General features: G+C 63.3%; 20 protein-coding genes, 1 tRNA gene and 1 pseudogene. 20 read left to right on the forward strand and 2 right to left on the reverse strand.

Features of this window, described 5'->3' with window-relative positions:
- Positions 1 to 8: 8 nt before the first annotated feature.
- Positions 9 to 1,157: a succinyldiaminopimelate transaminase gene (gene dapC / locus BMON_RS08025; protein ID WP_051918028.1), complete on the forward strand. Its 1,149-nt coding sequence runs from the start codon at positions 9 to 11 to the stop codon at positions 1,155 to 1,157.
- Here the strand turns inward: dapC and dinB are convergent.
- On the reverse strand, positions 1,133 to 2,470 hold the full coding sequence (dinB, locus tag BMON_RS08030) for a DNA polymerase IV (protein ID WP_033511547.1): 1,338 nt from the start codon (positions 2,468 to 2,470) through the stop codon (positions 1,133 to 1,135). The two genes, dapC and dinB, sit on opposite strands and share 25 nt — an antisense overlap.
- A 129-nt stretch (positions 2,471 to 2,599) precedes the next feature.
- Here dinB and BMON_RS08035 point away from each other — a divergent pair.
- From BMON_RS08035 to rpsI, 6 genes and pseudogenes are all read left to right on the forward strand, one after another.
- Positions 2,600 to 2,686: transfer RNA gene (locus BMON_RS08035), tRNA-Ser, on the forward strand.
- Positions 2,687 to 3,637: 951 nt separating this feature from the next.
- The gene (locus BMON_RS09340; protein WP_081883009.1) at positions 3,638 to 4,483 is read left to right on the forward strand and encodes an IMPACT family protein; all 846 of its coding nucleotides are present in this window, start codon (positions 3,638 to 3,640) and stop codon (positions 4,481 to 4,483) included.
- 522 nt (positions 4,484 to 5,005) lie between these two features.
- Positions 5,006 to 5,599 (forward strand): annotated as a pseudogene (locus BMON_RS10470) (AbrB family transcriptional regulator); the annotation flags it as partial.
- Positions 5,600 to 5,662: 63 nt separating this feature from the next.
- Entirely contained in the window at positions 5,663 to 7,837 is a 2,175-nt protein-coding gene (malQ, locus tag BMON_RS08055) for a 4-alpha-glucanotransferase (protein ID WP_033511549.1), read from the forward strand.
- 252 nt (positions 7,838 to 8,089) lie between these two features.
- Positions 8,090 to 8,539: a 50S ribosomal protein L13 gene (rplM, locus tag BMON_RS08060; RefSeq protein ID WP_033511551.1), complete on the forward strand. Its 450-nt coding sequence runs from the start codon at positions 8,090 to 8,092 to the stop codon at positions 8,537 to 8,539.
- A 20-nt stretch (positions 8,540 to 8,559) separates the two neighbouring features.
- Positions 8,560 to 9,051, forward strand: a complete 492-nt coding sequence (rpsI, locus tag BMON_RS08065) for a 30S ribosomal protein S9 (RefSeq protein WP_033511553.1) — start codon at positions 8,560 to 8,562, stop codon at positions 9,049 to 9,051.
- Positions 9,052 to 9,293: 242 nt separating this feature from the next.
- Here the strand turns inward: rpsI and glgX are convergent, their stop codons facing one another.
- On the reverse strand, positions 9,294 to 11,744 hold the full coding sequence (gene glgX / locus BMON_RS08070; RefSeq protein WP_033511555.1) for a glycogen debranching protein GlgX: 2,451 nt from the start codon (positions 11,742 to 11,744) through the stop codon (positions 9,294 to 9,296).
- Between the two features lie 378 nt (positions 11,745 to 12,122).
- Here glgX and adhE point away from each other — a divergent pair, with 378 nt between their 5' ends.
- The 13 genes from adhE to rplN all read left to right on the forward strand — a co-directional run bounded on the left by adhE (position 12,123) and on the right by rplN (position 20,933).
- The gene (gene adhE / locus BMON_RS08075) at positions 12,123 to 14,837 is read left to right on the forward strand and encodes a bifunctional acetaldehyde-CoA/alcohol dehydrogenase (protein ID WP_033511824.1); all 2,715 of its coding nucleotides are present in this window, start codon (positions 12,123 to 12,125) and stop codon (positions 14,835 to 14,837) included.
- 401 nt (positions 14,838 to 15,238) lie between these two features.
- Positions 15,239 to 15,547: a 30S ribosomal protein S10 gene (gene rpsJ, locus BMON_RS08080; protein WP_003827292.1), complete on the forward strand. Its 309-nt coding sequence runs from the start codon at positions 15,239 to 15,241 to the stop codon at positions 15,545 to 15,547.
- Positions 15,548 to 15,564: 17 nt separating this feature from the next.
- Positions 15,565 to 16,215: a 50S ribosomal protein L3 gene (gene rplC / locus BMON_RS08085; protein ID WP_033511557.1), complete on the forward strand. Its 651-nt coding sequence runs from the start codon at positions 15,565 to 15,567 to the stop codon at positions 16,213 to 16,215.
- Between the two features lie 4 nt (positions 16,216 to 16,219).
- The gene (rplD, locus tag BMON_RS08090) at positions 16,220 to 16,885 is read left to right on the forward strand and encodes a 50S ribosomal protein L4 (protein WP_033511559.1); all 666 of its coding nucleotides are present in this window, start codon (positions 16,220 to 16,222) and stop codon (positions 16,883 to 16,885) included.
- Positions 16,886 to 16,887: 2 nt separating this feature from the next.
- Complete coding sequence (rplW, locus tag BMON_RS08095; protein WP_033511561.1) at positions 16,888 to 17,184, forward strand: 50S ribosomal protein L23; 297 nt, start codon at positions 16,888 to 16,890, stop codon at positions 17,182 to 17,184.
- 35 nt (positions 17,185 to 17,219) lie between these two features.
- Positions 17,220 to 18,050: a 50S ribosomal protein L2 gene (gene rplB, locus BMON_RS08100; protein ID WP_033511563.1), complete on the forward strand. Its 831-nt coding sequence runs from the start codon at positions 17,220 to 17,222 to the stop codon at positions 18,048 to 18,050.
- A gap of 15 nt (positions 18,051 to 18,065) precedes the next feature.
- A complete protein-coding gene (rpsS, locus tag BMON_RS08105; protein WP_033511565.1) occupies positions 18,066 to 18,344 on the forward strand; it encodes a 30S ribosomal protein S19 in 279 nt (92 codons plus the stop codon).
- Between the two features lie 17 nt (positions 18,345 to 18,361).
- Complete coding sequence (rplV, locus tag BMON_RS08110; protein WP_033511567.1) at positions 18,362 to 18,721, forward strand: 50S ribosomal protein L22; 360 nt, start codon at positions 18,362 to 18,364, stop codon at positions 18,719 to 18,721.
- Between the two features lie 2 nt (positions 18,722 to 18,723).
- Positions 18,724 to 19,539, forward strand: a complete 816-nt coding sequence (gene rpsC, locus BMON_RS08115) for a 30S ribosomal protein S3 (RefSeq protein ID WP_033511569.1) — start codon at positions 18,724 to 18,726, stop codon at positions 19,537 to 19,539.
- Positions 19,540 to 19,545: 6 nt separating this feature from the next.
- Complete coding sequence (gene rplP / locus BMON_RS08120) at positions 19,546 to 19,965, forward strand: 50S ribosomal protein L16 (protein WP_033511570.1); 420 nt, start codon at positions 19,546 to 19,548, stop codon at positions 19,963 to 19,965.
- Positions 19,965 to 20,222, forward strand: a complete 258-nt coding sequence (rpmC, locus tag BMON_RS08125) for a 50S ribosomal protein L29 (protein WP_033511571.1) — start codon at positions 19,965 to 19,967, stop codon at positions 20,220 to 20,222. Before rplP ends, rpmC begins: the two co-directional genes overlap by 1 nt.
- Before the next feature lie 2 nt (positions 20,223 to 20,224).
- Positions 20,225 to 20,491: a 30S ribosomal protein S17 gene (rpsQ, locus tag BMON_RS08130; protein WP_033511573.1), complete on the forward strand. Its 267-nt coding sequence runs from the start codon at positions 20,225 to 20,227 to the stop codon at positions 20,489 to 20,491.
- 73 nt (positions 20,492 to 20,564) lie between these two features.
- Positions 20,565 to 20,933 carry a 50S ribosomal protein L14 gene (gene rplN, locus BMON_RS08135; protein WP_033511575.1) on the forward strand — a complete coding sequence of 123 codons (369 nt, stop codon included), beginning with the start codon at positions 20,565 to 20,567 and terminating at the stop codon, positions 20,931 to 20,933.

Here is a 20,933-nt window from a genome sequence, read left to right on the forward strand (position 1 = left end):
CGAGCGCCATGGGTTTCCATCCATTCCATACCCCCTATGACTGGGGCAGGCTCGATCGGTATCGTGCCATTGCCGCCGAGACCGGTCTGCCGCTGCTTGATCTCTCGGTGGGCTCTCCCGTCGACCCCGTGCCGGACGCCGTGCGCCGGGCGCTCGCCGATGCATCCGACACTCCCGGATACCCTGCCACCAAGGGCAGCCCCGCGTTGCGCACCGCCATCGCGGATTGGTTCATTAGCTGTCGTGGCATCGACCTGCGGCCGTTGCACGCGGGCATCGTGCCGACGGTGGGGTCCAAGGAAGCAGTCTCGTTGATGGCCTCGCTGTTGCACTGCGGCCAAGGCGATGTGGTCGTCCAGCCACGCGTCTCCTATCCGACCTATGAGATTGGGACCCAGCTGGCTGGTGGCACCGTGCTCAAGGTCGATGACGTCGCCGACGTCGAATCGTGGCGGCATGTGCCCGGTGTGCGTGAGATCTGGGTGAATTCGCCGTGCAATCCCACAGGCGAGGTGCTTTCGGCGGCCCAGCTGACCACCATCGTCGCCTCGGCTCGCGAGATCGGCGCCACCGTGCTCAGCGACGAATGCTATGCGCTCATGGACTGGCGTGAGCCGGCCGCGCCGTGCGCCTTGGGTGCCGGTGTGTGCGCCGGATCGGCCGAGGGTGTCCTGGTGCTCTATTCGATGAGCAAACAGTCCAATATGGCCGGATATCGCGCCGCGTTCATCGTCGGCGACGAGCGGCTGGTCGCCGAGATGACCGTCGCGCGCAAGCAGATCGGCCAGATCATCCCCGCTCCGGTGCAGGCCGCCATGGTGGCCGCGTTGCGTGACGGGACCGCGGTCAATGAGCAACGTGAACGGTACCAGTGTCGCCTGGCCAAGCTGGTCCGGGCGCTGACGGCCTACGGGTATGAGGCCGCCATGCCTCGGGGCGGGCTGTACGTATGGATAGCGGCGCGTTCCGGCGGATGCTGGCAGGACATGGAGGATCTGTCTCGGCTGGGCATCATGGTCAGCCCGGGCGAGTTCTACGGTGCGCCCGGGTATCTGCGATGCTCGGCCACCGCGTCCGACGGCGTCATCGACGAAGTCGTGGCCCGGCTGGCGGCATCGGGCAACTCGGTCGCTCAGGCGCCGAGCGACGCGGCCTGATCGCCGTACCGATGCCTGATGGCATCCAAGGTCCGTTCGGCGTCGCGCAGACGGGCGGACGTGGTCGTCCCCGTCGAGGAGGCCTCCTCCTCCATGAGATCGTCGATTGAAGGCTGACTGACCGTCTTGGAGATCGGTTCCAGACCGCTGGCACTGACGCCCGCGAGGCGGATCGCACGGCTCAGCAACGGTTGCGGTGCCTCCGGTCGGTTCGGGGCGGCGGGGTTTGAGGATGCGCGTCGTCTCTCGGATGCATCGCCGTGACCTTCCCGACCCGATCCGAGCATGGCGTCCAGCAGCGAAGTGACCTGCGGATACAACGCGCTGGCCGTATCCACGGGCTGCTGCAGGGTGTGCGCCTTCGTGGCGTAATGCAGGTCGGGGAACCGCAGTTTCAGCGTCACCGTCCGCGCCATGAGATGCCGTCGACGCAGCGAGGCGGCGATGTCGTCGCAGCACCATCGCAGCAGTCCGCATACGCGGTCCCTGTCGCGGGTGTCCGTGTCGAACGTGCGTTCCGCCCCGATGGATTTCTCCGGTGCACGGGGCGTGACCTGGCGTTCGTCCAAACCGTGCGATGCGAGGCTCAGGTGCCGGGCGCTGAGCGCCGAACCGGTGGCACGAGCCAGCGTCTCCTCACTCATGTCCGCCAGATCGGCCACCGTATGGGCGCCCCATGCGTTGAGGCGCTGCTCGAGCGCAGGGCCGATGCCGGGTATGCCACGCAGGGGCATCATCTGGACGAAGCGCGCCTGGCTGGCCACCGGGATCAGCAGCATACCGTCGGGTTTCGCGTTGGTCGACGCGATCTTCGCGACGAGTTTGTTCGAGGCGATGCCCACCGAGCAGGTGATGGCGAAGCGCCGGTGAACCTGTTCGCGGATCCAGGCGCCGATCGCGCTCGGTTCGCCCCAACGCATCAGCGCGGAGGACACATCCATGTATCCCTCATCGACCGACACCTGCTCGATGGCGTCGGTGACCCGGCCGAACACCTCGGTGAAAATGCGCCGCGACATCCGCCGGTAATAATCGATGTCGACGGGGAGGAAGACGCCGTCGGGGCACAGGCGCCGGGCCCGGGCCGTGGCCATGGCCGAATTGACGCCGTATCGTCTGGCCTTATAATTCGCCGCGGATACCACCGAGCGGGTGCCCGTGCCGATGATCACCGGCTTACCGGCGAGTTCGGGGTGACGGGCGACCTCAAGTGAAGCGTAGAAGGCATCCATGTCGATGTGCAACACCGTGCAACCGGTCTCGTCGTGGCCCCAGTCGCGTTTCGCCGCCTTCAGTCTCGGTGTGCTGCTCATGCGACCATGATAGCCGCGTGCAGCCGTGGTTTCGGGGTGTTTTCCGGCGTGGCGGTATGGTGCGGCGATTCGGGTCCGCCATCACTGGTACAGTATGAACCTGTTGCTTGACGCAAGTGAAGTGACGTCGGAGTCATGCCTGAGTGGCCGATAGGGGCACCCTGCTAAGGTGTTAGTCGCTAACGCGGCTCGAGGGTTCGAATCCCTCTGACTCCGCGAATGACGGGAATCGTTGGTATACCAACGGTTCCCGTCGTCATATTCCACCTAGTTTGGCTCATTGGATGGATATGCTCTGACATCCGCGGACCGCGGTTTCATCGCCCGGTATCTCTGTGGACCTAGGGCCGCATTGTCCCGTAGTCCCGTTGCTTATGTGTCTGTGATCGCATAGTGGTGTTCGGTGTCGGTGTCGGTGTCGGTGTCGGTGCCGGTGCCGGTGTGGCCCGTGGCCGCATGGCCGCCCGCATATCCTCTAGGACGCATGGGCACCATGGTCTCCACCGTAGCCCTGCGCCATTGCGCGGAGGGAATGACCACAGCATGTAGAGAATGACGCATAGGGTTATAGACAAGTCGGGTGATAGCGAAATGGAGCCGCGGAAAATGGCCCCTCATTTTTTCTATCGGTCGACTTGTCTGCGGCAATCGGCGATCTTGGGTGCTGAACCGTCGACCTGGTGCACTCAATCGTCGACTTTGATCCGTGAATCGTCGACCTGGTGCACTGAACCGTCGACTTGTGCCATCCAATCGACGATCTTCGGCATTCAATCGACGACTTGGGGCGCTGAACCGACGATCCTGTGCGTTGAACCGACGAGTTGATGCATCCCAGCAGTGACTTGTCTACGGCAATCGTTGACGAGGATGCGTATATCCCCGGCCGATGTTCGTGCGTCGACGATCTCGGCGCATGAGCCGCTCGTATCCATCCCACTCAGCTTCCACCGCCTTCGGCGATGCCATCGGCAGTGTCGGGTAAGGCCTCGCATATGGCTGAGGTTAACGGAGTCGGAGGTACGCCATTGTCCGTCCGTCTCCTGGAATCCCATTGTATCCGTCTCACGCCGGTAAGTGAGGTGTCGGCCGATCGTCGACCCTGCACGGCGTGTCGTCGCCGTGCATCTCGACATCGCCCGTTAGCGTGGGTGCCGGGAGGCGAATATGCCACAGTCCGTCATGACCATTCTCGACCCGCCGGAGCGGCCCGCCCAGGGCAGGGTCGTTGATCGGAAATCAGAGTTCCTGGGCGAAGCATGCCATGTCGGATCGGTACGGGAGGCGCTTGCGGTCATCGAGGGCGTCCGGGGACGGAACCCTAAAGCCAGACATGTCGCCTATGCCGCCATTGTCGGCGGTCACGATGTCTTCGTCCAGGATGCCACGACCGGCAGCGGCGCCGATGCCACGACGGGCAGCGGACTCGGCCACGGCACCGGCACCGGTGAACCTCATACCGATAGCCGTTATGGCGCTGGCGGCCGTCAAGGAACCGACAGCCGCCATGGCACCAGCACCGAATCTCACCCTGACACCGACACCGGCACCGACATGCGCCGTATCGAGGAACGCATGAGCGATGACGGCGAACCTTCGGGTACGGCGGGCAAGCCCATCCTCGAGGTCCTGCGTACCAGAGGTCTGACGGATTGCGTGGTGAGCGTCACCCGGTATTTCGGCGGAATCCTGCTGGGCTCCGGAGGCCTTATTCGCGCATACGCTGGTTCGTGCACCGCCGCCCTAGACTCCGCGAGGCTTGCGCGACTGGTCAAATTCCAGCGATATTACATCGATATGGCCTACTCGCCGCTCGCTCACTTCCAGGACATCCTGGCCTCCCTGGGAGGGGAGCAGTTGGACGTGACCTATACCGATCGCGTGTCCCTGCGGGTCGCGGTGCCCGCAGCTCACCGGGAAGATTTTGAACGTCGGGTGCGCGAGGCATTCAGTGCCACCATCGAAACGCGGCGGATCGGCACCGAGCGACGGGCCGTGGCGATTCGGCACTGAGGGCACTGAGGTAAGGGCTGAGGTAAGGGTGTTTCGGTAACGGTTCGTAGGTGGGGGAGGCACGCACCGCCGAAGGTTGGTCGTCCCATGCGCGATAGGCTTGCGGGTATGGAGACGAAGACCACCACAAGCGATGCGACGGAGCGCGGCGTGACCGCAGCCGATATGACGGAGCCCGATGACGCGGCACGGCGGGTCGGACAATCCGCGGAGTCACCCGTGGAGCAGGGGGCGGCGGGAGACCCGTCATCCGAAGCCGCCTCGCACGGGGCGGCGGATGTCGCGAAACCTACGGACGGCACCGCTGCGACGGCTGACGCGCTTGCGACGGCTGACACGGCTACACCGGACGGCACCGCTGCGGCGGCTGACACGGCTACACCGGACGGAACGGCTGCGACGGCTGACGCGAGTCCTACGGACGGCACGGATGACGCGGTTGACCCGGATGCCCCAGTTGACCCAGTTGACCAAGATGGCACCAGAGCCGTCGGTTCCTCGGCGGATGCGGCATCGGATCGCCAGCCGGACTTCGAGCCGCTGACCGACACCTACGAGCGGCTCAGGCATTCCACCGACAGCGCCGAGCTCAGTGGCTACGCGCGTGCCCCGCTACCCGACCGGTCGAATCAGGCCGCCTTCTCGCGCGCCACGGCATTGCTTGAGGCCGTAGCCGGCAATGCCCATACGCCGGTGGAGGATCGTGTCTTTCTCGCCACCACCATGCCGTTCCCCAATATCCTCGTCAAGCTGTCCGCGGATCCCGAGGCCGAGGTTCGGCGCGCGGTCGCGGCCAATGAGGACGACAAGAACTGGCTGGTGGGTCGGCTGACCAAGGATCGCGACGGGGAGGTGCGCGACACCGCATTGCGCAACCCCCGCTCCTCATGGAAGATGCGTCTCGAAGGGGCGCAGGATCCTGAGGTCGGTCCGCCGACCCTCGATGCGCTCGCCGATCTCGGTGTGCGGACGGAACCGGGTGCACCCGCCGTGCTGTCGTCGATGGTCCGCCGCGCCGTGGCGTTGAACCCCGGATGCCCGCGGGAGACCTTGGAACGGCTGGCCCGGGACGGCTCGGATCAGGTCGCGAGGGCGGCACGGGCGAGATTGCGCTGACATTCCCCTCATATCCCGATGGGAATGGCGGAATTCCGTCATGCGAGGGATTATACTGGGAGCATGACACAGAGAGTTGAAACGCCGCAGCGTCTCGCACGGCCGCTGATTCGGCTGGCCCGGGCCATGGGCATCGCCACCAGCTATATCGGTCAGACGGATGATTACCACGAAATCAATGATGATGTCATCGTGGCGGTACTCGGAGCACTGGGTGTCGACGCTTCCGACGACGAGTCGGCGAGCCGGTCCCTGCATGACGTTCTGGATACCAGACGCCGTCGTCTGGTCGCACCGACCGTGCTGCACACCGTGGGCGTTCGCGATCGGGTGCGCATCGATACCGCCATTCTCGAAGCGCCCTCGGCGAGCGTCACATTGGAGGATGGGAGCGCCTACGAGGGTGCGTTACTCGTGGAACCGGCGGAGCATCCCGAAGTGCGTGCCATCGACGGGACGTTCATAGCCAACGCCGATGTGGTGTTGCCAGCGGATCTGCCCATGGGCTACCACACATTGCACGTTCAGGTGGGGGAGCGCAGCCAGGATGCGGTGCTCGTCAGCGCACCGGACACCGTAGAGGAGCCGGAAGGCATGAAGGACCGCCAGCTGTGGGGCTGGATGGCGCAGTTGTATTCGATTCGTTCGGCCTCTTCGTGGGGCGTGGGCGATTTCGAGGACCTCAAGACGTTGCTCATCGGCGCCAAACACCGCACCGGTGCCGATTTCGTCCTCATCAACCCGGTGCACGCCAGCGAGCCGGTCAGCCCGTTGACCCCGTCACCGTATCTGCCGGTGTCCCGGCGTTTCGTGAACTTCACCTATATCCGCCCCGAAAGCATCGACGAATACGGCACGCTCGACGACGCGAGCCGTGCGCAGGTCGACGAGTTGCATGATCAGGCCGAGCCGCTCAACGGCGACGCCCAGCTCATCGATCGCGACGCGATGTGGCGTGTGAAGATGCGGGCCCTGTGGCTGATCTTCAAAGCCGGTCGTGACGATGCTCGCCAGGCCGTCTTCGAACGGTTCAAGCAGGATGCGGGAGCCGACCTCGATGCCTTTGCCAGCTGGTGCCTGTGCTACGACAAATGGGGCGCTCCCACCGATGACGCCAACGGATGGCAGAACGCTTTGGGGGCTGACTCCGAGGCGATCGCCTCCCTGCGCGCCCAATTCCCTGACACCTTCGATTTCTACCGATGGCTCGAATGGGTGGCCACCGACCAACTGAGATCGGCCCAGCAGGCCGCGCGTCGTGCGGGCATGGTGCTGGGTGTGATGTCGGATATGGCGGTCGGGGTGCACCCTCGAGGTGCCGACGTCTGGGGGCATCCGGATGGGTACGTGCACGGCGTCACGGTCGGCGCGCCGCCCGATTACTTCAACCAGCAGGGGCAGGATTGGAGCCAGCCACCCATGAATCCGGTCGAGCTGGCGAACAGCGGGTACCGCATCTACCGCGACATGGTGCACGGCATGTTCTCCCAGGCGGGGGCCGTGCGCATCGACCACATCCTCGGCCTGTTCAGACTCTGGTGGATTCCGCAGGGCAAGGCGCCCACGGAAGGCACGTATGTGCACTATGATGCCGGTCTCATGCTGGGCATCCTGTGCATTGAGGCGCGCCGAGCCCACGGGATCGTCGTCGGGGAGGATCTCGGCGTTGTCCCCAAAAGCGTCGAGGAGGCACTGGAGCAGCACCGCATCCTCGGATGCGCGGTCGAGTGGTTCGAACAACGTGACGGCGTCTTCCTCGATCCGCACACGTGGCGAACGAACGCCCTCGCCTCGGTCAATACCCATGACCTGCCGCCGGCAGCCGGCTATCTCGCTTATGAGCAGGTGAAGATCCGTGAGCAGTTGCAGTTGCTCACGATGCCTGCCGAGGAGTTCCGGGCGTCCGCGGTGCGGGAGCACAACGCCATGTTGCAGATGCTCATCGAACGGGGATTCCTGGAGCCTTCGATGGTCGAGGACGAATCGGCGCACATACAGCAGATCGTCGAGGCCCTCTACCGTGTCCTCAAAGCCGCGCCGAGCCGTCTGCTTGCCGCCTCCATCGTCGATGCCGTCGGCGAGACCCGGGCGCAGAACCAGCCGGGCACGAACAACGAATACCCCAATTGGCGCATTCCGTTGGCCGATGCCGACGGCAAGGTGGTGCCCTTGGAGCAGCTCTACGACAATGCGCGGCTCAAGTCGCTGGCGGCGATCATGAACGCCCCGAAACGCTGATATGAAGTGTCGCCACGGGCGGAGGGCATGCATTTCCTCACGTTTTGTGCATACTCCTGCGCGGCGTGTTGCGGGAAGTCAGGACAGGCGATACACTTAAGGATTGTTGTGTTTCCCTCAGGGGTCCTTCAAAGCGCTATCCCACTCGCCATCGAGGACTTTAAGGGAGCCCACGGATAATGAGACTGAATGCGTCGCGCCTTTCGCGCGGGGTGTGAGGTCCGGAACACAATAGCTAGAAAAGGTACACTCGTGAAAACTTTCACACCGAAGCCAGCTGACCTGACTCACGACTGGTATATCATCGACGCCACCAACGTGGTGCTCGGACGTCTTGCCACGCAGGCGGCCGTCCTGCTGCGCGGCAAGAACAAGGCGACCTATGCGCCGCACGCCGATTCGGGCAACCACGTCATCATCATCAACGCCGCGAAGATCGCCCTGACCGGCAACAAGACCGGGAAGCTGCTCTACACGCATTCCGGGCGCCCCGGCGGCCTGCGTGGCGACAGCTACGCCGATCTGCTCAAGCGCAACCCCGACCGCATCGTCCTGAGTGCCGTCAAGGGCATGCTGCCCAAGAACCGTCTGTCCAAGGTTCAGCTGGATCGCCTGCACATCTTCGCCGGCGCCGAGCATACGCACACCCCGCAGAAGCCCCAGGTCTTTGAGATCGACCAGGTCTCGCAACAGGTTAAGTGAACCGAAGGAGATAAAGAAACATGGCTGAGAATACCGAAAACTCCACGGTTCAGGAAACCGAAGAGGAGCTCACCGAGTACAGCACCGAGACCAATGCCGGAGCCGGCACTGGCACCTCCGCCATCGAGGCGGGCTACGGCACCGGTCGCCGTAAGGAAGCGGTTGCACGCGTGCGGCTGATCCCCGGCACCGGCAAGTGGACGGTGAACGGTCATACTCTCGAGGAGTATTTCCCGTCCCGTCTGCAGCAGCGTGAGGTCAACTCCCCGATCGTGCTGCTCAAGCTCGAAGACAAGTTCGATTCCATCGTCCTCGTTGAGGGCGGCGGCACCACCGGTCAGGCCGGCGCCATCCGTTTGGGTGTGGCCCGTGCCCTCAATGCCATCGATCGTGACGCGAACCGCGCCACGTTGAAGAAGGCTGGATTCCTGACGCGTGATGCCCGTGCGGTGGAACGCAAGAAGGCCGGTCTGCACAAGGCCCGTCGCGCTCCGCAGTTCTCGAAGCGTTAACGATACCTTCGGTTCGTCCCTTGGGGCGGCCCGCACAGTGTGCGGGCCGCGCCCCAAGTCGTTGTTCCGGTGGTTGTGCTGCTGGTCGTGGTTGCGCGGCTGGGGAGTGGACGGCGAAGAATCGTATCAACGGTGATGCCACCAGTGTGACGCTAACGTTCGGGCCGTGCCTGGCCCACGAGTCCGTTCCGGGGACTTCCGGATCATGGTTCCGTGGCCGGATATGATCCGGGAGTAGGTGTCTAGACTTCCTGCTGGAACAGGGAGATGCTCATCGAGGGTATCGACCAGAGATTCGACGGGGCGGGGGATTCGGTTCCCGCGTCCCCTGCCGGCGCATGGTCGGACGGCGCATGGTCGGACGATCCGCGGTCGGCCCATGTATGGTCACCCAAGGTATGGTTGTCGATCACGCCGTCCAGTGTCGAGCCTCTGACGGGGCCTCGGCCGGAATCCGTCGCGGGGATGTCGGCCACGCGACGTGGCTCCTCTCCCAGCGTCTGCGTCGAGTTCCAGACGCAGTGCCAGGTGGCGTCACTGGGCAGATGGAAGTCCCGTGCCGATCTGGAGGCGTTGATCACCACGAGCACATCGCCTTCGGTGGTCGAGGTCAGGCGCATGGTGAAGCTTTGTTTGGCGTGATCGCGCCAATCGCGCTCCATGGGGGTGGTGCCGTCCGCCAGCTGCCATTGGACCCTGCTGGATTGCTTCAGCAGTCCCAGCTGGGTCAAGCGGGTGAAGAATTCCTCGTGATGATACAGGTCGAGGGATTTGCGGATGGTGATCAGCTGCGATACGGCGGTCGCGAAACGACCCCGCCTGCCGTCGACGCCCTCTCGCATCCATGACCAGTCGAGCCAACTGATGTCATTGTCCTGGGCATAGGCGTTGTTGTTGCCCATCTGGGTATTGCAGAACTCGTCGCCGGCCCGCAGCATGGGGGTCCCCAATGCCATGAGCAATGTGCCGATCATGTTGAGTCCGGTCCGTTCTCGACGGTCGAGGATCCTGGGATTGATGCTGGGGCCTTCGACGCCGAAGTTCCATGAATGGTTCGACCGGTCGCCGTCCCGGTTCTGTTCCCCGTTGGCCTCATTGTGCCGGTCGTTGTAGCTGGTCAGGTCGTGCAGGGTGAAGCCGTCGTGGCTGGTGACGTAATTCACCGAAGCGGTGGCCCCTCGGCCGGGTTCCGTGGCGTAGAGGTCGGCCGATCCGCACAGTCTGGTCGCGATGTCCTGCATGCCGATGGAAGGCCGGCCCTTCGTCGGTTTCGCGCCGTCGATCCAGAAGGTGCGGGTGTGGTTGCGGAACCGGTCGTTCCATTCGCTGAAAGGGACGCCGAACTGGCCGGTTCTCCAGCCGCCTTCCCCGAGGTCCCAGGGTTCCATGATGAGTTTGAGGTTGCCGAGGAGCAGATCGCTGCGCAGGGCGTACAGGAAGGGGTGCCTGTGGGTGAACGCGCCGTCGAGACGGGCCAATGAGGCCGCCAGATCGAAGCGGAATCCGTCGATGCCGATGCGTTTGGCCCAGTAGCGCAACGAGTCGATGGCGAAGGTGACCACGTGCGTGTTGGTGAAGTCCAGGGTGTTGCCGCACCCCGTGGTGTCCTCGAGGGTGCCGGGGTGTTCCGGGTCGCGCCGGTAATAGGACAGGTCGTCCAAACCACGCCAACAGACCGTGGGCCCGTCGGCTCCGCCCTCGCATGTGTGGTTGTACACGACGTCCATGATCACTTCGAAGCCCGCCGAGTGCAGGGCGTGGACCATGGCGATGACCTCTTCGCGTACCGCTGCGGGGCCGCGTCGTTGCGCTTCCGCCGTGGCATAGGAGGGTTCCGGGGCGAAATAGCCGAGCGTCGAATACCCCCAGTAGTTGGTCAGCCCGCGCTGGGTCAGCGACGCCTCGCTCTGCTTGGCTTGGATGGGCAGCAGTTCGATGGAGGTCACGCCGAGTCGCTGCAGATACGTCAATGTCTGGGGGTGGGCCAGCCCGGCGTAGGTGCCGCGCAACCGCTCGGGGAGCCACGGGGCCTTGGCGGTGAAGCCCTTGACGTGCAGTTCGTAGATCACCGTTTTGCTCCATGACACATGGGGGTGTATGGGCTCGTTGTCGTGCTTGGTGGCGTCCCGGTCGTCGATGGCCACGGACAGGGGGGCCGAGCCGAGGGAATCCAGCATGCTCATCGGCCCGTTCGGCGAGCCTTCGATCATCCCGTCGGTCATGGAGCACTGATACGAATACGCCGCAGGGGTCAGTGCACTGTGGCCCTCGATGCCCTTGCCATAGGGGTCAAGCAGCACTTTGAACGGGTTGAATCGCACGCCGTGTGCGGGGTCCCAGGTGCCGTCGGCACGGTAGGCGTAGCGCATGCCGTCCCAGGCCTTGGGCAGATGGACGTACCACAGGCCATAGTTGGGGCCGCTCATGCGCAGCAGCGTCTCGCGCAGATGCAGAGACGGAATGACCCGGGTGGTGGTCGGGTACTGCCGCATCGCGGTCAGCAGGGCATCGGGGCCGTCGTCGACCGGGGGAGTTGCCTCGCTGTAGAACGACGTGGGCTGATCCTCCGGTTCGTATACGCAGAACCAGAGTTGGTCCGCGGTCTCGGACCGGACCACGGCGTCGGCGCCGCCGTCCTCGGTGAAATACAGGCCCGGGCGGGTGGCATAACGGTGTGGGGACGGATTGCGCATAGTGTTCAGTGTAGACGCCGAGAGTTGCCCGGCAGCGGTCTCGATAACCGAATTCGACGGACGGAATGGATTGCGTGAGCGTTCACATCAGGGTGATAGATGTGCGGATGTTCACTTAAAACAACAATAACTACCAGAAATGAGGTGTATCGAACATATAAACACCCGTTGTCGCACAACAATCGCATATGAGACCCGCGTCTGCACTCATGAAACGCTCAACATCGGGCACTGCGCGCTGCGTACGTACCGTTCGCTATCTTGTGACTTGTATCACACTTGGCGCGATGAAGCCGTTGTTCGGCAATGACCCACCGTGCCGTCGGCAATGCGAAACGAGGAGGGTATTGTGACCGAGGCGAAGAATCAGGCGCCGAGATGGCGGCCAAGGATAAGGCCACCGCGACGATGAGCAAGCAGGAGGCCGCGGAGCAGGAGGTCGACCTCCTAGTACAGCGTGGGCTCAAGGCCCTGGACGAGTATCAGGACCTCGACCAGGAGCAGGTCGACCGCATCGTGGCGAAGGCATCCATCGCAGCCCTGAACCAGCATCTGACCCTGGCCAAGATGGCCGTGGACGAGACCGGTCGTGGTCTCGTCGAGGACAAGGCGACGAAGAACATCTTCGCCTGCGAGCATGTGACCCACTACCTGGCCAACCAGAAGACCGTGGGCATCATCAACGAGGATGAGGTAATGGGCATCGATGAAGTGGCGGAGCCGGTCGGCGTCGTCGCCGGCGTCACACCCGTCACCAATCCGACTTCGACCGCCATCTTCAAGTCGCTGATCTCCCTGAAGACCCGGTGTCCCATCGTCTTCGGCTTCCACCCCTTCGCCCAGCGCAGCTCCGTCGCCGCGGCCCGCGTCGTCCGTGACGCCGCGATCAAGGCCGGTGCGCCGAAGAACTGCATCCAGTGGATCGAGCACCCCTCGATCGAGGCGACCGGCGCCCTGATGAAGCACCCCGGCATCGCGACCATCTTGGCCACGGGTGGTCCCGGCATGGTCAAGGCCGCCTATTCGTCCGGCAAACCGGCCCTCGGCGTGGGTGCGGGCAACGCCCCCGCCTATGTCGACGCCGACGTCGACGTGGAGCGCGCCGTCAACGACCTCGTCCTCTCGAAGCACTTCGACTACGGCATGATCTGCGCGACCGAGCAGGCCATCATCGCCCACCAGGACGTCTATGCGGCCGTGGCCAAGGAACTGCGCCATCGCAAGGCCTACTTCGTCAACGCCGAGGAGAAGGCCAAGCTCGAACGCTACATGTTCGGCTGCACGTCCTATTCGGGCGGCACCCCGAAGCTCAACTCCGCGGTGCCCGGCAAATCCCCGCAGTTCATCGCCAAAGCCGCCGGATTCGACATTCCCTCGGACGCGACGATCCTCGTCGGGGAGTGCAAGGAGGTCGGAGAGAACGAGCCGCTGACCATGGAGAAGCTCGCCCCGGTCCACGCCCTGCTCAAGGCCAAGGACAAGGAACAGGCCTTCGAGATGTGCGAGCGGATGCTCGTGCACGGTGCGGGGCACACCGCCGCCATCCACACCAACGACGAGAGCCTGGTGCGCGAGTACGGGCAGCGGATGCACGCCTGCAGGATCATCTGGAATCAGCCGTCGGCACTGGGCGGCATCGGCGACATCTACAACTCGATCGCCCCCTCGCTCACCTTGGGCTGCGGCTCCTACGGCGGCAATTCCGTGTCGGGCAACGTGCAGGCCGTCAACCTCATCAACATCAAGCGCATCGCACGGAGGAACAACAACATGCAATGGTTCAAGGTGCCGGCGAAGACCTACTTCGAGCCGAACTCCATCCGCTACCTGCGCGACATGTACTGCATCCGCAAGGCCGTCATCGTGTGCGACAAGGTGATGGAGCAGCTCGGCATCGTCGACAAGATCATCGACCAGCTGCGCGCGCGCCGCCACCGGGTCACGTTCCGCACCATCGACTACGTCGAGGCGGAGCCTTCGGTGGAGACCGTTGAGCGCGGCGCCGCCATGATGCGCGACGAGTTCGAGCCCGACACCATCATCGCCGTGGGCGGCGGTTCGCCGATGGACGCCGCCAAGATCATGTGGCTGCTCTACGAGCACCCGGAGATCTCCTTCGACGACGTGCGCGAGAAGTTCTTCGACATCCGCAAGCGCGCCTTCAGGATCCCGCCGCTGGGCAAGAAGGCCCGGCTGGTCTGCATCCCGACCTCCTCGGGCACCGGGTCCGAGGTCACGCCATTCGCGGTGATCACCGATCACCAGACCGGGTACAAATACCCGATCACCGATTACGCCCTGACCCCCACGGTCGCCATCGTCGATCCCGTCCTCGCCCGCACGCAGCCACGCACGCTCGCCCAGGACGCCGGCTTCGATTCGCTGACCCATGCCACCGAGGCCTTCGTGTCCGTGTACGCGAACGACTTCACCGACGCAATGGCGCTGCACGCCGCCAAGCTCATCTGGGACAACCTCGACGCCTCAGTCAACGACAAGCCCGGTAGGGAGCGCATCGAAGCCCAGGAGAAGATGCACAACGCGGCAACGATGGCCGGCATGGCGTTCGGTTCCGCCTTCCTGGGCATGTGCCACGGCATGGCGCACACCATCGGCGCCCTGTGCGGCATCGCGCACGGCCACACCAACGCCATCCTTCTGCCCTACGTGGTGCGCTACAACGGCAGCATCCCGCTCGAGCCCACCAGCTGGCCGAAGTACAACAAGTACATCGCCCCGGAACGCTACCAGCAGCTCGCCCAGGTCATCGGCATCGACCCCGGGCAGACCGCGGAGGAGGGCGTGGAGAACTTCGCCTCGGCCCTGGAGGATTATCGCGACAACAGGCTGAGCATGGACAGCTGTTTCAAGGACTGCGGCGTGGACGAGGAGACCTACTGGGGGCTGCTCGACCAGATCGGCATGCGCGCCTACGAGGACCAGTGCACGCCGGCCAATCCTCGCGTTCCCATGATCGAGGACATGAAGGATATCGCCATCGCCGCCTACTACGGGGTGAGCCAGTCCGAGGGCCACCAGCTTCGCGCCCGCCGCGAGGGCGCGGGGGCTCTGGTCGAAGCCTCCCAGCGCTGAGAACGGCAGCCTATCCGCCGGCCGTCGTTATCTAGGCCGTCATCCGCCCCCACCATGCCGGTCATGGCGGGGGCGGACCGTCATGTATGGTGGATCGGGTGGAAGGGTCGTCGACCGCGCGGGCACCTCGCGTATACGTCGGCCCGACGGGCGACACGCCCGAATTCCTCTAATCAACAGTAGGTGCTTTAATTGAGCAGTTGCCTGTTTTGGGCTCGCATATTGGAATAAAAAAAGCGGGTGCAGGGCCGGATTCGAGACGTGCGTGCATGTCATGGATTCGGTTGCTGTGCACTGATGTGATGTGACCGCGGGGTCGAACCCGAGGGTCCCATGCAACCGGTGCCCTGATAAAAGCAGGTTGGTAATAGTACACGAATCGCTAGAAAGGGCGGACGGCAATGGCGGGACAGAAAATCCGCATCAGGCTTAAGTCCTATGACCACGAGGTCATCGACCAATCGGCGAAGAAAATCGTCGAAACGGTTACGAACGCGGGTGCCACGGTTGTGGGCCCGGTTCCTCTGCCGACCGAGAAGAACGTATTCTGCGTAATCCGTTCTCCTCATAAATACAAGGACTCCCGCGAACATTTCGAGATGAGGACGCATAAGCGTCTCATCGATATCGTGGACCCAACGCCCAAGGCGGTGGATTCCCTGATGCACATCGATTTGCCGGCGGATGTCAATATCGAGATCAAGCTGTAGGAGAGGGGGAAACCGCAATGTCACAATTGACCAATCGCAAGGCGCTGCTGGGCAAGAAGCTCGGCATGTCGCAGATCTGGGATGAGAACGGCTTCTTCGTCCCCGTCACGCTGGTCGACGTGTCCACCAACGTGGTCACGACGGTGAAGACCGAGGAAAGCGACGGATACAACGCCGTCCAGCTCGGTTACGGCCAGATCGACCCGACCAAGGTGACCAAGCCGCTCGCCGGCCACTTCGCCAAGGCCGGAGTCACTCCCCGGCGTCACCTCGCCGAGGTGCGCACCGAGGACGTCGCCGATTTCAAGCCCGGGCAGGAACTGACCGCCGAGCTCTTCGGCGAGGGTGTTCAGGTCGACGTGACCGGGACCACCAAGGGCAAGGGCTTCGCCGGTACCATCAAGCGCTGGGGCTTCAAGTCCTATCGCCGTACCCACGGTTCGCACAAGAACGAACGTCGCCCCGGTTCCGTTGGCGCATGCGCCACGCCGAGCCGTATTCTCAAAGGCAAGCGGATGGCCGGCCGTATGGGCCACGTCACCGCGACCCTGCAGAACCTGACCGTGATGACCTCTGATGTCGAGAACGGCATCCTGGCCGTCAAGGGAGCGATTCCGGGGCCGAAGGGTTCCATCGTCCTTGTCCGCACTGCTGTGAAGGGAGCCTGACATCATGGCTAACGTCACATTCAACGTCACCGACGCCAAGGGACAGTCCACCGGTTCGGTCGAAGCACCGGCCGAGATCTTCGGCATTTCGAGTGAAGACGTCGAATCGCATATTCCGCTGATTCACCAGGTCGTCATCGCCCAGCTCGCCGCGGCTCGTCAGGGCACGCATTCGGCCAAGACCCGTGCCATGGTTTCCGGCGGCGGCAAGAAGCCTTGGAAGCAAAAGGGCACCGGTCGTGCCCGCCAGGGTTCCATCCGCGCCCCCCAGTGGGCACACGGTGGCGTCGCCCACGGCCCGGTTCCGCGCAAGTACGATCAGCGTACGCCCAAGAAGATGAAGGCCAGCGCCCTGCGCTACATCCTGTCCGACCGTGCCAACGCCGGTCGTGTCGCGGTCGTCGACCTCGGCATCGCGGATGCGCCTTCCACCAAGGCGGCCGTCGCTTCGCTGACCCCGGTCACCGCGAACAAATTCACCACCGTTGTGCTGTCACGCGACAACGTCAATGAGTGGCTGTCGGTGCGCAACATCCCGACGGTCCACGTGATCTTCGCCGATCAGCTCAACACATACGATGTGGTCACCGCCCAGTACATCGTCTTCACCCGCGAGGCGCTTGACGCCTTCGTCGAGCTGAAGACCGAGCGGTCCGCCAAGGAGGCCTGATCATGGTTGCTATTCATAACCCGGCGCATGACGTCATCCTCAAGCCTGTCGTCTCTGAGAAAAGCTACGCGGCCTCCGACCGCGGGCAGTACACCTTCGTCGTGTCCCCGGACGCGAACAAGGTGCAGATCAAGCAGGCCATCGAGACGATCTTCAATGTCAAGGTGACGAACGTCAACACCCTCAACCACAGCGGCAAGCGCCAGCGCACGAAGACCGGTTTCGGTCAGCGTGCCAACCAGAAGCGCGCCATCGTCACGGTTGCCAAGGGTCAGTCGATCGACATCTTCGGTAACTGAAGGCTAGCCGAGAAAGTCAAAGGAAGAACTACATTATGGCTATCCGAACATATAAGCCGACTTCTGCGGGTCGTCGCAACGCGTCCGTCTCGGACTTCGCCGAGATCACACGTTCCACGCCCGAAAAGTCGCTGGTTCGCAAACTCAGTAAGACAGGCGGTCGTAATTCGTACGGACGCATGACCTCCCGCCATCGCGGCGGCGGTCACAAGCGCCAGTATCGTCTTATCGACTTCCGTCGTTGGGACAAGGACGGCGTGCCCGCCAAGGTGGCTGAGATCGAGTACGATCCCAACCGTTCGGCACGCATCGCCCTCCTGCACTACGCCGATGGCGAGAAGCGCTACATCATCGCCCCCGAAGGCATCAGCCAGGGCGACGTGATTGAGACCGGCGAGAACGCCGATATCAAGCCCGGCAACAATCTGCCGCTGCGCAACATCCCGACAGGTACCGTCGTGCACGCCATCGAACTCCGTCCTCTGGGCGGGGCCAAGATCGCGCGTTCCGCTGGCGCCGGCGTTCAGCTGGTCGCCAAGGACGGGGCTTTCGCGCAGCTGCGCATGCCCTCCGGCGAAATCCGCAACGTGGATGCCCGCTGCCGCGCGACCGTGGGTGAGGTCGGCAACGCCGATCACGCCAACGTCGAGCTCGGCAAGGCCGGACGCGCCCGCTGGATCGGCAAGCGGCCGATCACCCGTGGTGAGTCCATGAACCCCGTCGACCATCCTCATGGTGGACGCACCCGCGGCGGCAAGCCGCCGGTGTCGCCTTGGGGCAAGGGCGAGGTCCGCACACGCCATCCGAAGAAGGCTTCGAACAAGATGATCGTTCGTCGTCGTCCCAATGGTAAGAATCGCAAGTAAGGGAGCGTCGGAAAGATGACTCGTAGCATCAAGAAGGGCCCCTTCGTCGACGCCCACTTACAGAAGAAAGTCGACGACCAGAACGAGAAGGGCACGCACAACGTCATCAAGACGTGGTCGCGCCGTTCTATGATCACGCCCGATTTCATCGGTCACACCTTCGCCGTGCATGACGGCCGCAAGCACGTTCCGGTGTTCGTCACCGAAGCGATGGTCGGCCACAAGCTCGGTGAATTCGCCCCGACCAAGACCTTCCGAGGTCATGTGCGGGACGACAAGCAGGTTCGCCGCTAAAGGAGAGTAGAGACTTTATGGAAGCTCAAGCAATTGCACGTCACGTCCGCGTGACGCCGCGCAAGGCTCGCCGCATGGTCGACCTCATCCGAGGAAAACAAGCGAGCGAAGCCGTCACCATCCTCACCTTCGCCCCTCAGGACGCGGCCGTTCCGGTTCGCAAGGTTCTGCAGAGCGCGATCGCGAACGCACGCGTCAAGGCCGATAAGGCCGGCGAGCCGTTCCATGAGAATGACCTTGTCATCAGCAGGATCTTCGTGGACGAGGGCGTGACGCTCAAGCGTTTCCGCGCCCGTGCACAGGGTCGCGCTGCGCGCATCAACAAGCGCACCAGCCACATCACGGTCGTCGTCGCGTCCAAGGAAGGAGCCCGCTAAAGATGGGTCAGAAGATCAATCCCTTTGGCTATCGCCTGGGCATCACTGAAAACCACCGTTCCAAGTGGTTCTCCGATTCCAACAAGGCCGGCGAGCGCTACCGCGACTTCGTCCTCGAGGACGACGAGATCCGCAAGGAAATGAGCAAGGACCTGGAGCGCGCAGGCGTCTCCCGCATCGTCATCGAGCGTACCCGTGACCGCGTGCGTGTGGATATCCACACCGCCCGCCCGGGCATCGTCATCGGACGTCGTGGGGCCGAGGCCGAACGCGTTCGCATGAAGTTGGAGAAGCTCACCGGCAAACAGGTGCAGCTCAACATCTTCGAGGTCAAGAACGCCCAGATCGACGCCCAGTTGGTCGCCCAGGGCATCGCCGAGCAGCTGACCAACCGCGTCACCTTCCGTCGTGCGATGCGCAAGGCCCAGCAGGATGCCATGCGCGCAGGCGCCAAGGGTATCCGCATCAAGCTGGCCGGCCGTCTTGGAGGCGCCGAGATGAGCCGTTCCGAGTTCTACCGCGAAGGTCGAGTCCCGCTGCAGACCCTGCGTGCGCTGATCGATTATGGCTTCTTCGAAGCCAAGACCACGTACGGACGCATCGGCGTCAAGGTCTGGATCTACAAGGGCGACATGACCGAGCAGGAGTTCGACGAGCAGCAGGCCCAGCAGTCCAGCCGTCCGGGACGTCGCGGTGGAGACCGCCGCCCGCGTCGCGGTGGACCCCGCCAGGGAGCTCAGCAGCAGAACCAGCAGGCTCCTGCCGCGGCCAAGGCCCCCGCATCCGAAGCACCTGCCGCAACGGAAACGAAGGAGTGAGCATCAATGCTTATCCCAAAGAGGACTAAGTACCGCAAACAGCAGCGACCCAGCCGCCGTGGCATGTCCAAGGGCGGCAACGCGATCGCCTTCGGCGATTACGGCATCCAGGCGTTGGCCCCCGCCTATGTGACCAACCGCCAGATCGAAGCTGCTCGTATCGCCATGACCCGCTACATCAAGCGTGGCGGTCGTGTGTGGATTACCATCTTCCCGGATCGCCCGCTGACCAAGCACGCGCTTGGTTCGCGAATGGGTTCCGGAAAGGGCACGCCAGAGTTCTGGGTTGCCAATGTGCACCCCGGACGCGTGATGTTCGAGATCGGCGGTGTCTCCGATGACATCGCCAGGGAAGCCTTGCGCCGCGCCATCGACAAGCTGCCGATGAAGTGCCGCATCATTGCACGTGAGGGCGGTGACATCTGATGCCAGTCGAAACCGAAGACTACACCATGCAGACACTCAGTGAGAAGACCGACAACGAGATCGAGGGTTTCCTGAAGAAATCCAAGGAGGAGCTGTTCAACCTGCGTTTCCAGTCAGCGACTGGTCAGCTGGAGAACTCCTCTCGTCTCAAGGTCGTCAAGCACGACATCGCCAGGATGTACACCGTCCTGCGCGAGCGTGAGCTGGGTATCAGCAAGGCGCCCGAGGCAAGTGAAACGAAAGCTGAGGAGAAGTAAGCATGGCTGAACAGCAGGAGCGCAACTTCCGCAAGGCCCGTCGTGGATACGTCGTGTCCGATTCCATGGACAAGACCATCACCGTCGAACTCGAACAGCGTTCGACCCATCCCCTGTACGGCAAGGTCGTCCGCTCGACTCGTACGGTCAAGGCTCATGATGAACACAACGACGCCCACGTTGGCGACCTTGTGAGTATCATGGAAACTCGGCCTCTGAGCAAGACCAAGCGTTGGCGTCTCGACTCGGTTGTCGAGCGCGCCAAGTAACAACAGTTCGGCAAGGCTCCCCGACACACACGCGAGTGTGCTAGGGGAGAACCAGCTCGGCTAAGGAGAATCAATGATTCAGCAGGAAACGCGGCTTCATGTCGCCGACAACACGGGTGCCAAGGAGATTTTGGCCATCCGCGTGCTCGGTGGATCGAAGCGACGCTATGCCGGCATCGGCGACGTGATCGTCGCCTCCGTGAAGGACGCCATCCCCGGCGGGTCGGTGAAGAAGGGCGATGTGGTCAAGGCCGTCGTCGTCCGTACGGTAAAGGAGCACCGTCGCTACGACGGCTCCTATGTCAAGTTCGACGAGAACGCCGCCGTGATACTCGGCACGGGCCGTGAGCCCAAGGGCACTCGTATCTTCGGACCGGTCGGTCGTGAACTGCGCGATAAGCGCTTCATGCGCATCGTGTCCCTCGCCCCGGAGGTGATCTGA

Origin of the sequence: Bifidobacterium mongoliense DSM 21395 (assembly GCF_000741285.1) — a bacterium.
Classification (GTDB): Bacteria; Actinomycetota; Actinomycetes; order Actinomycetales; family Bifidobacteriaceae; genus Bifidobacterium; species Bifidobacterium mongoliense.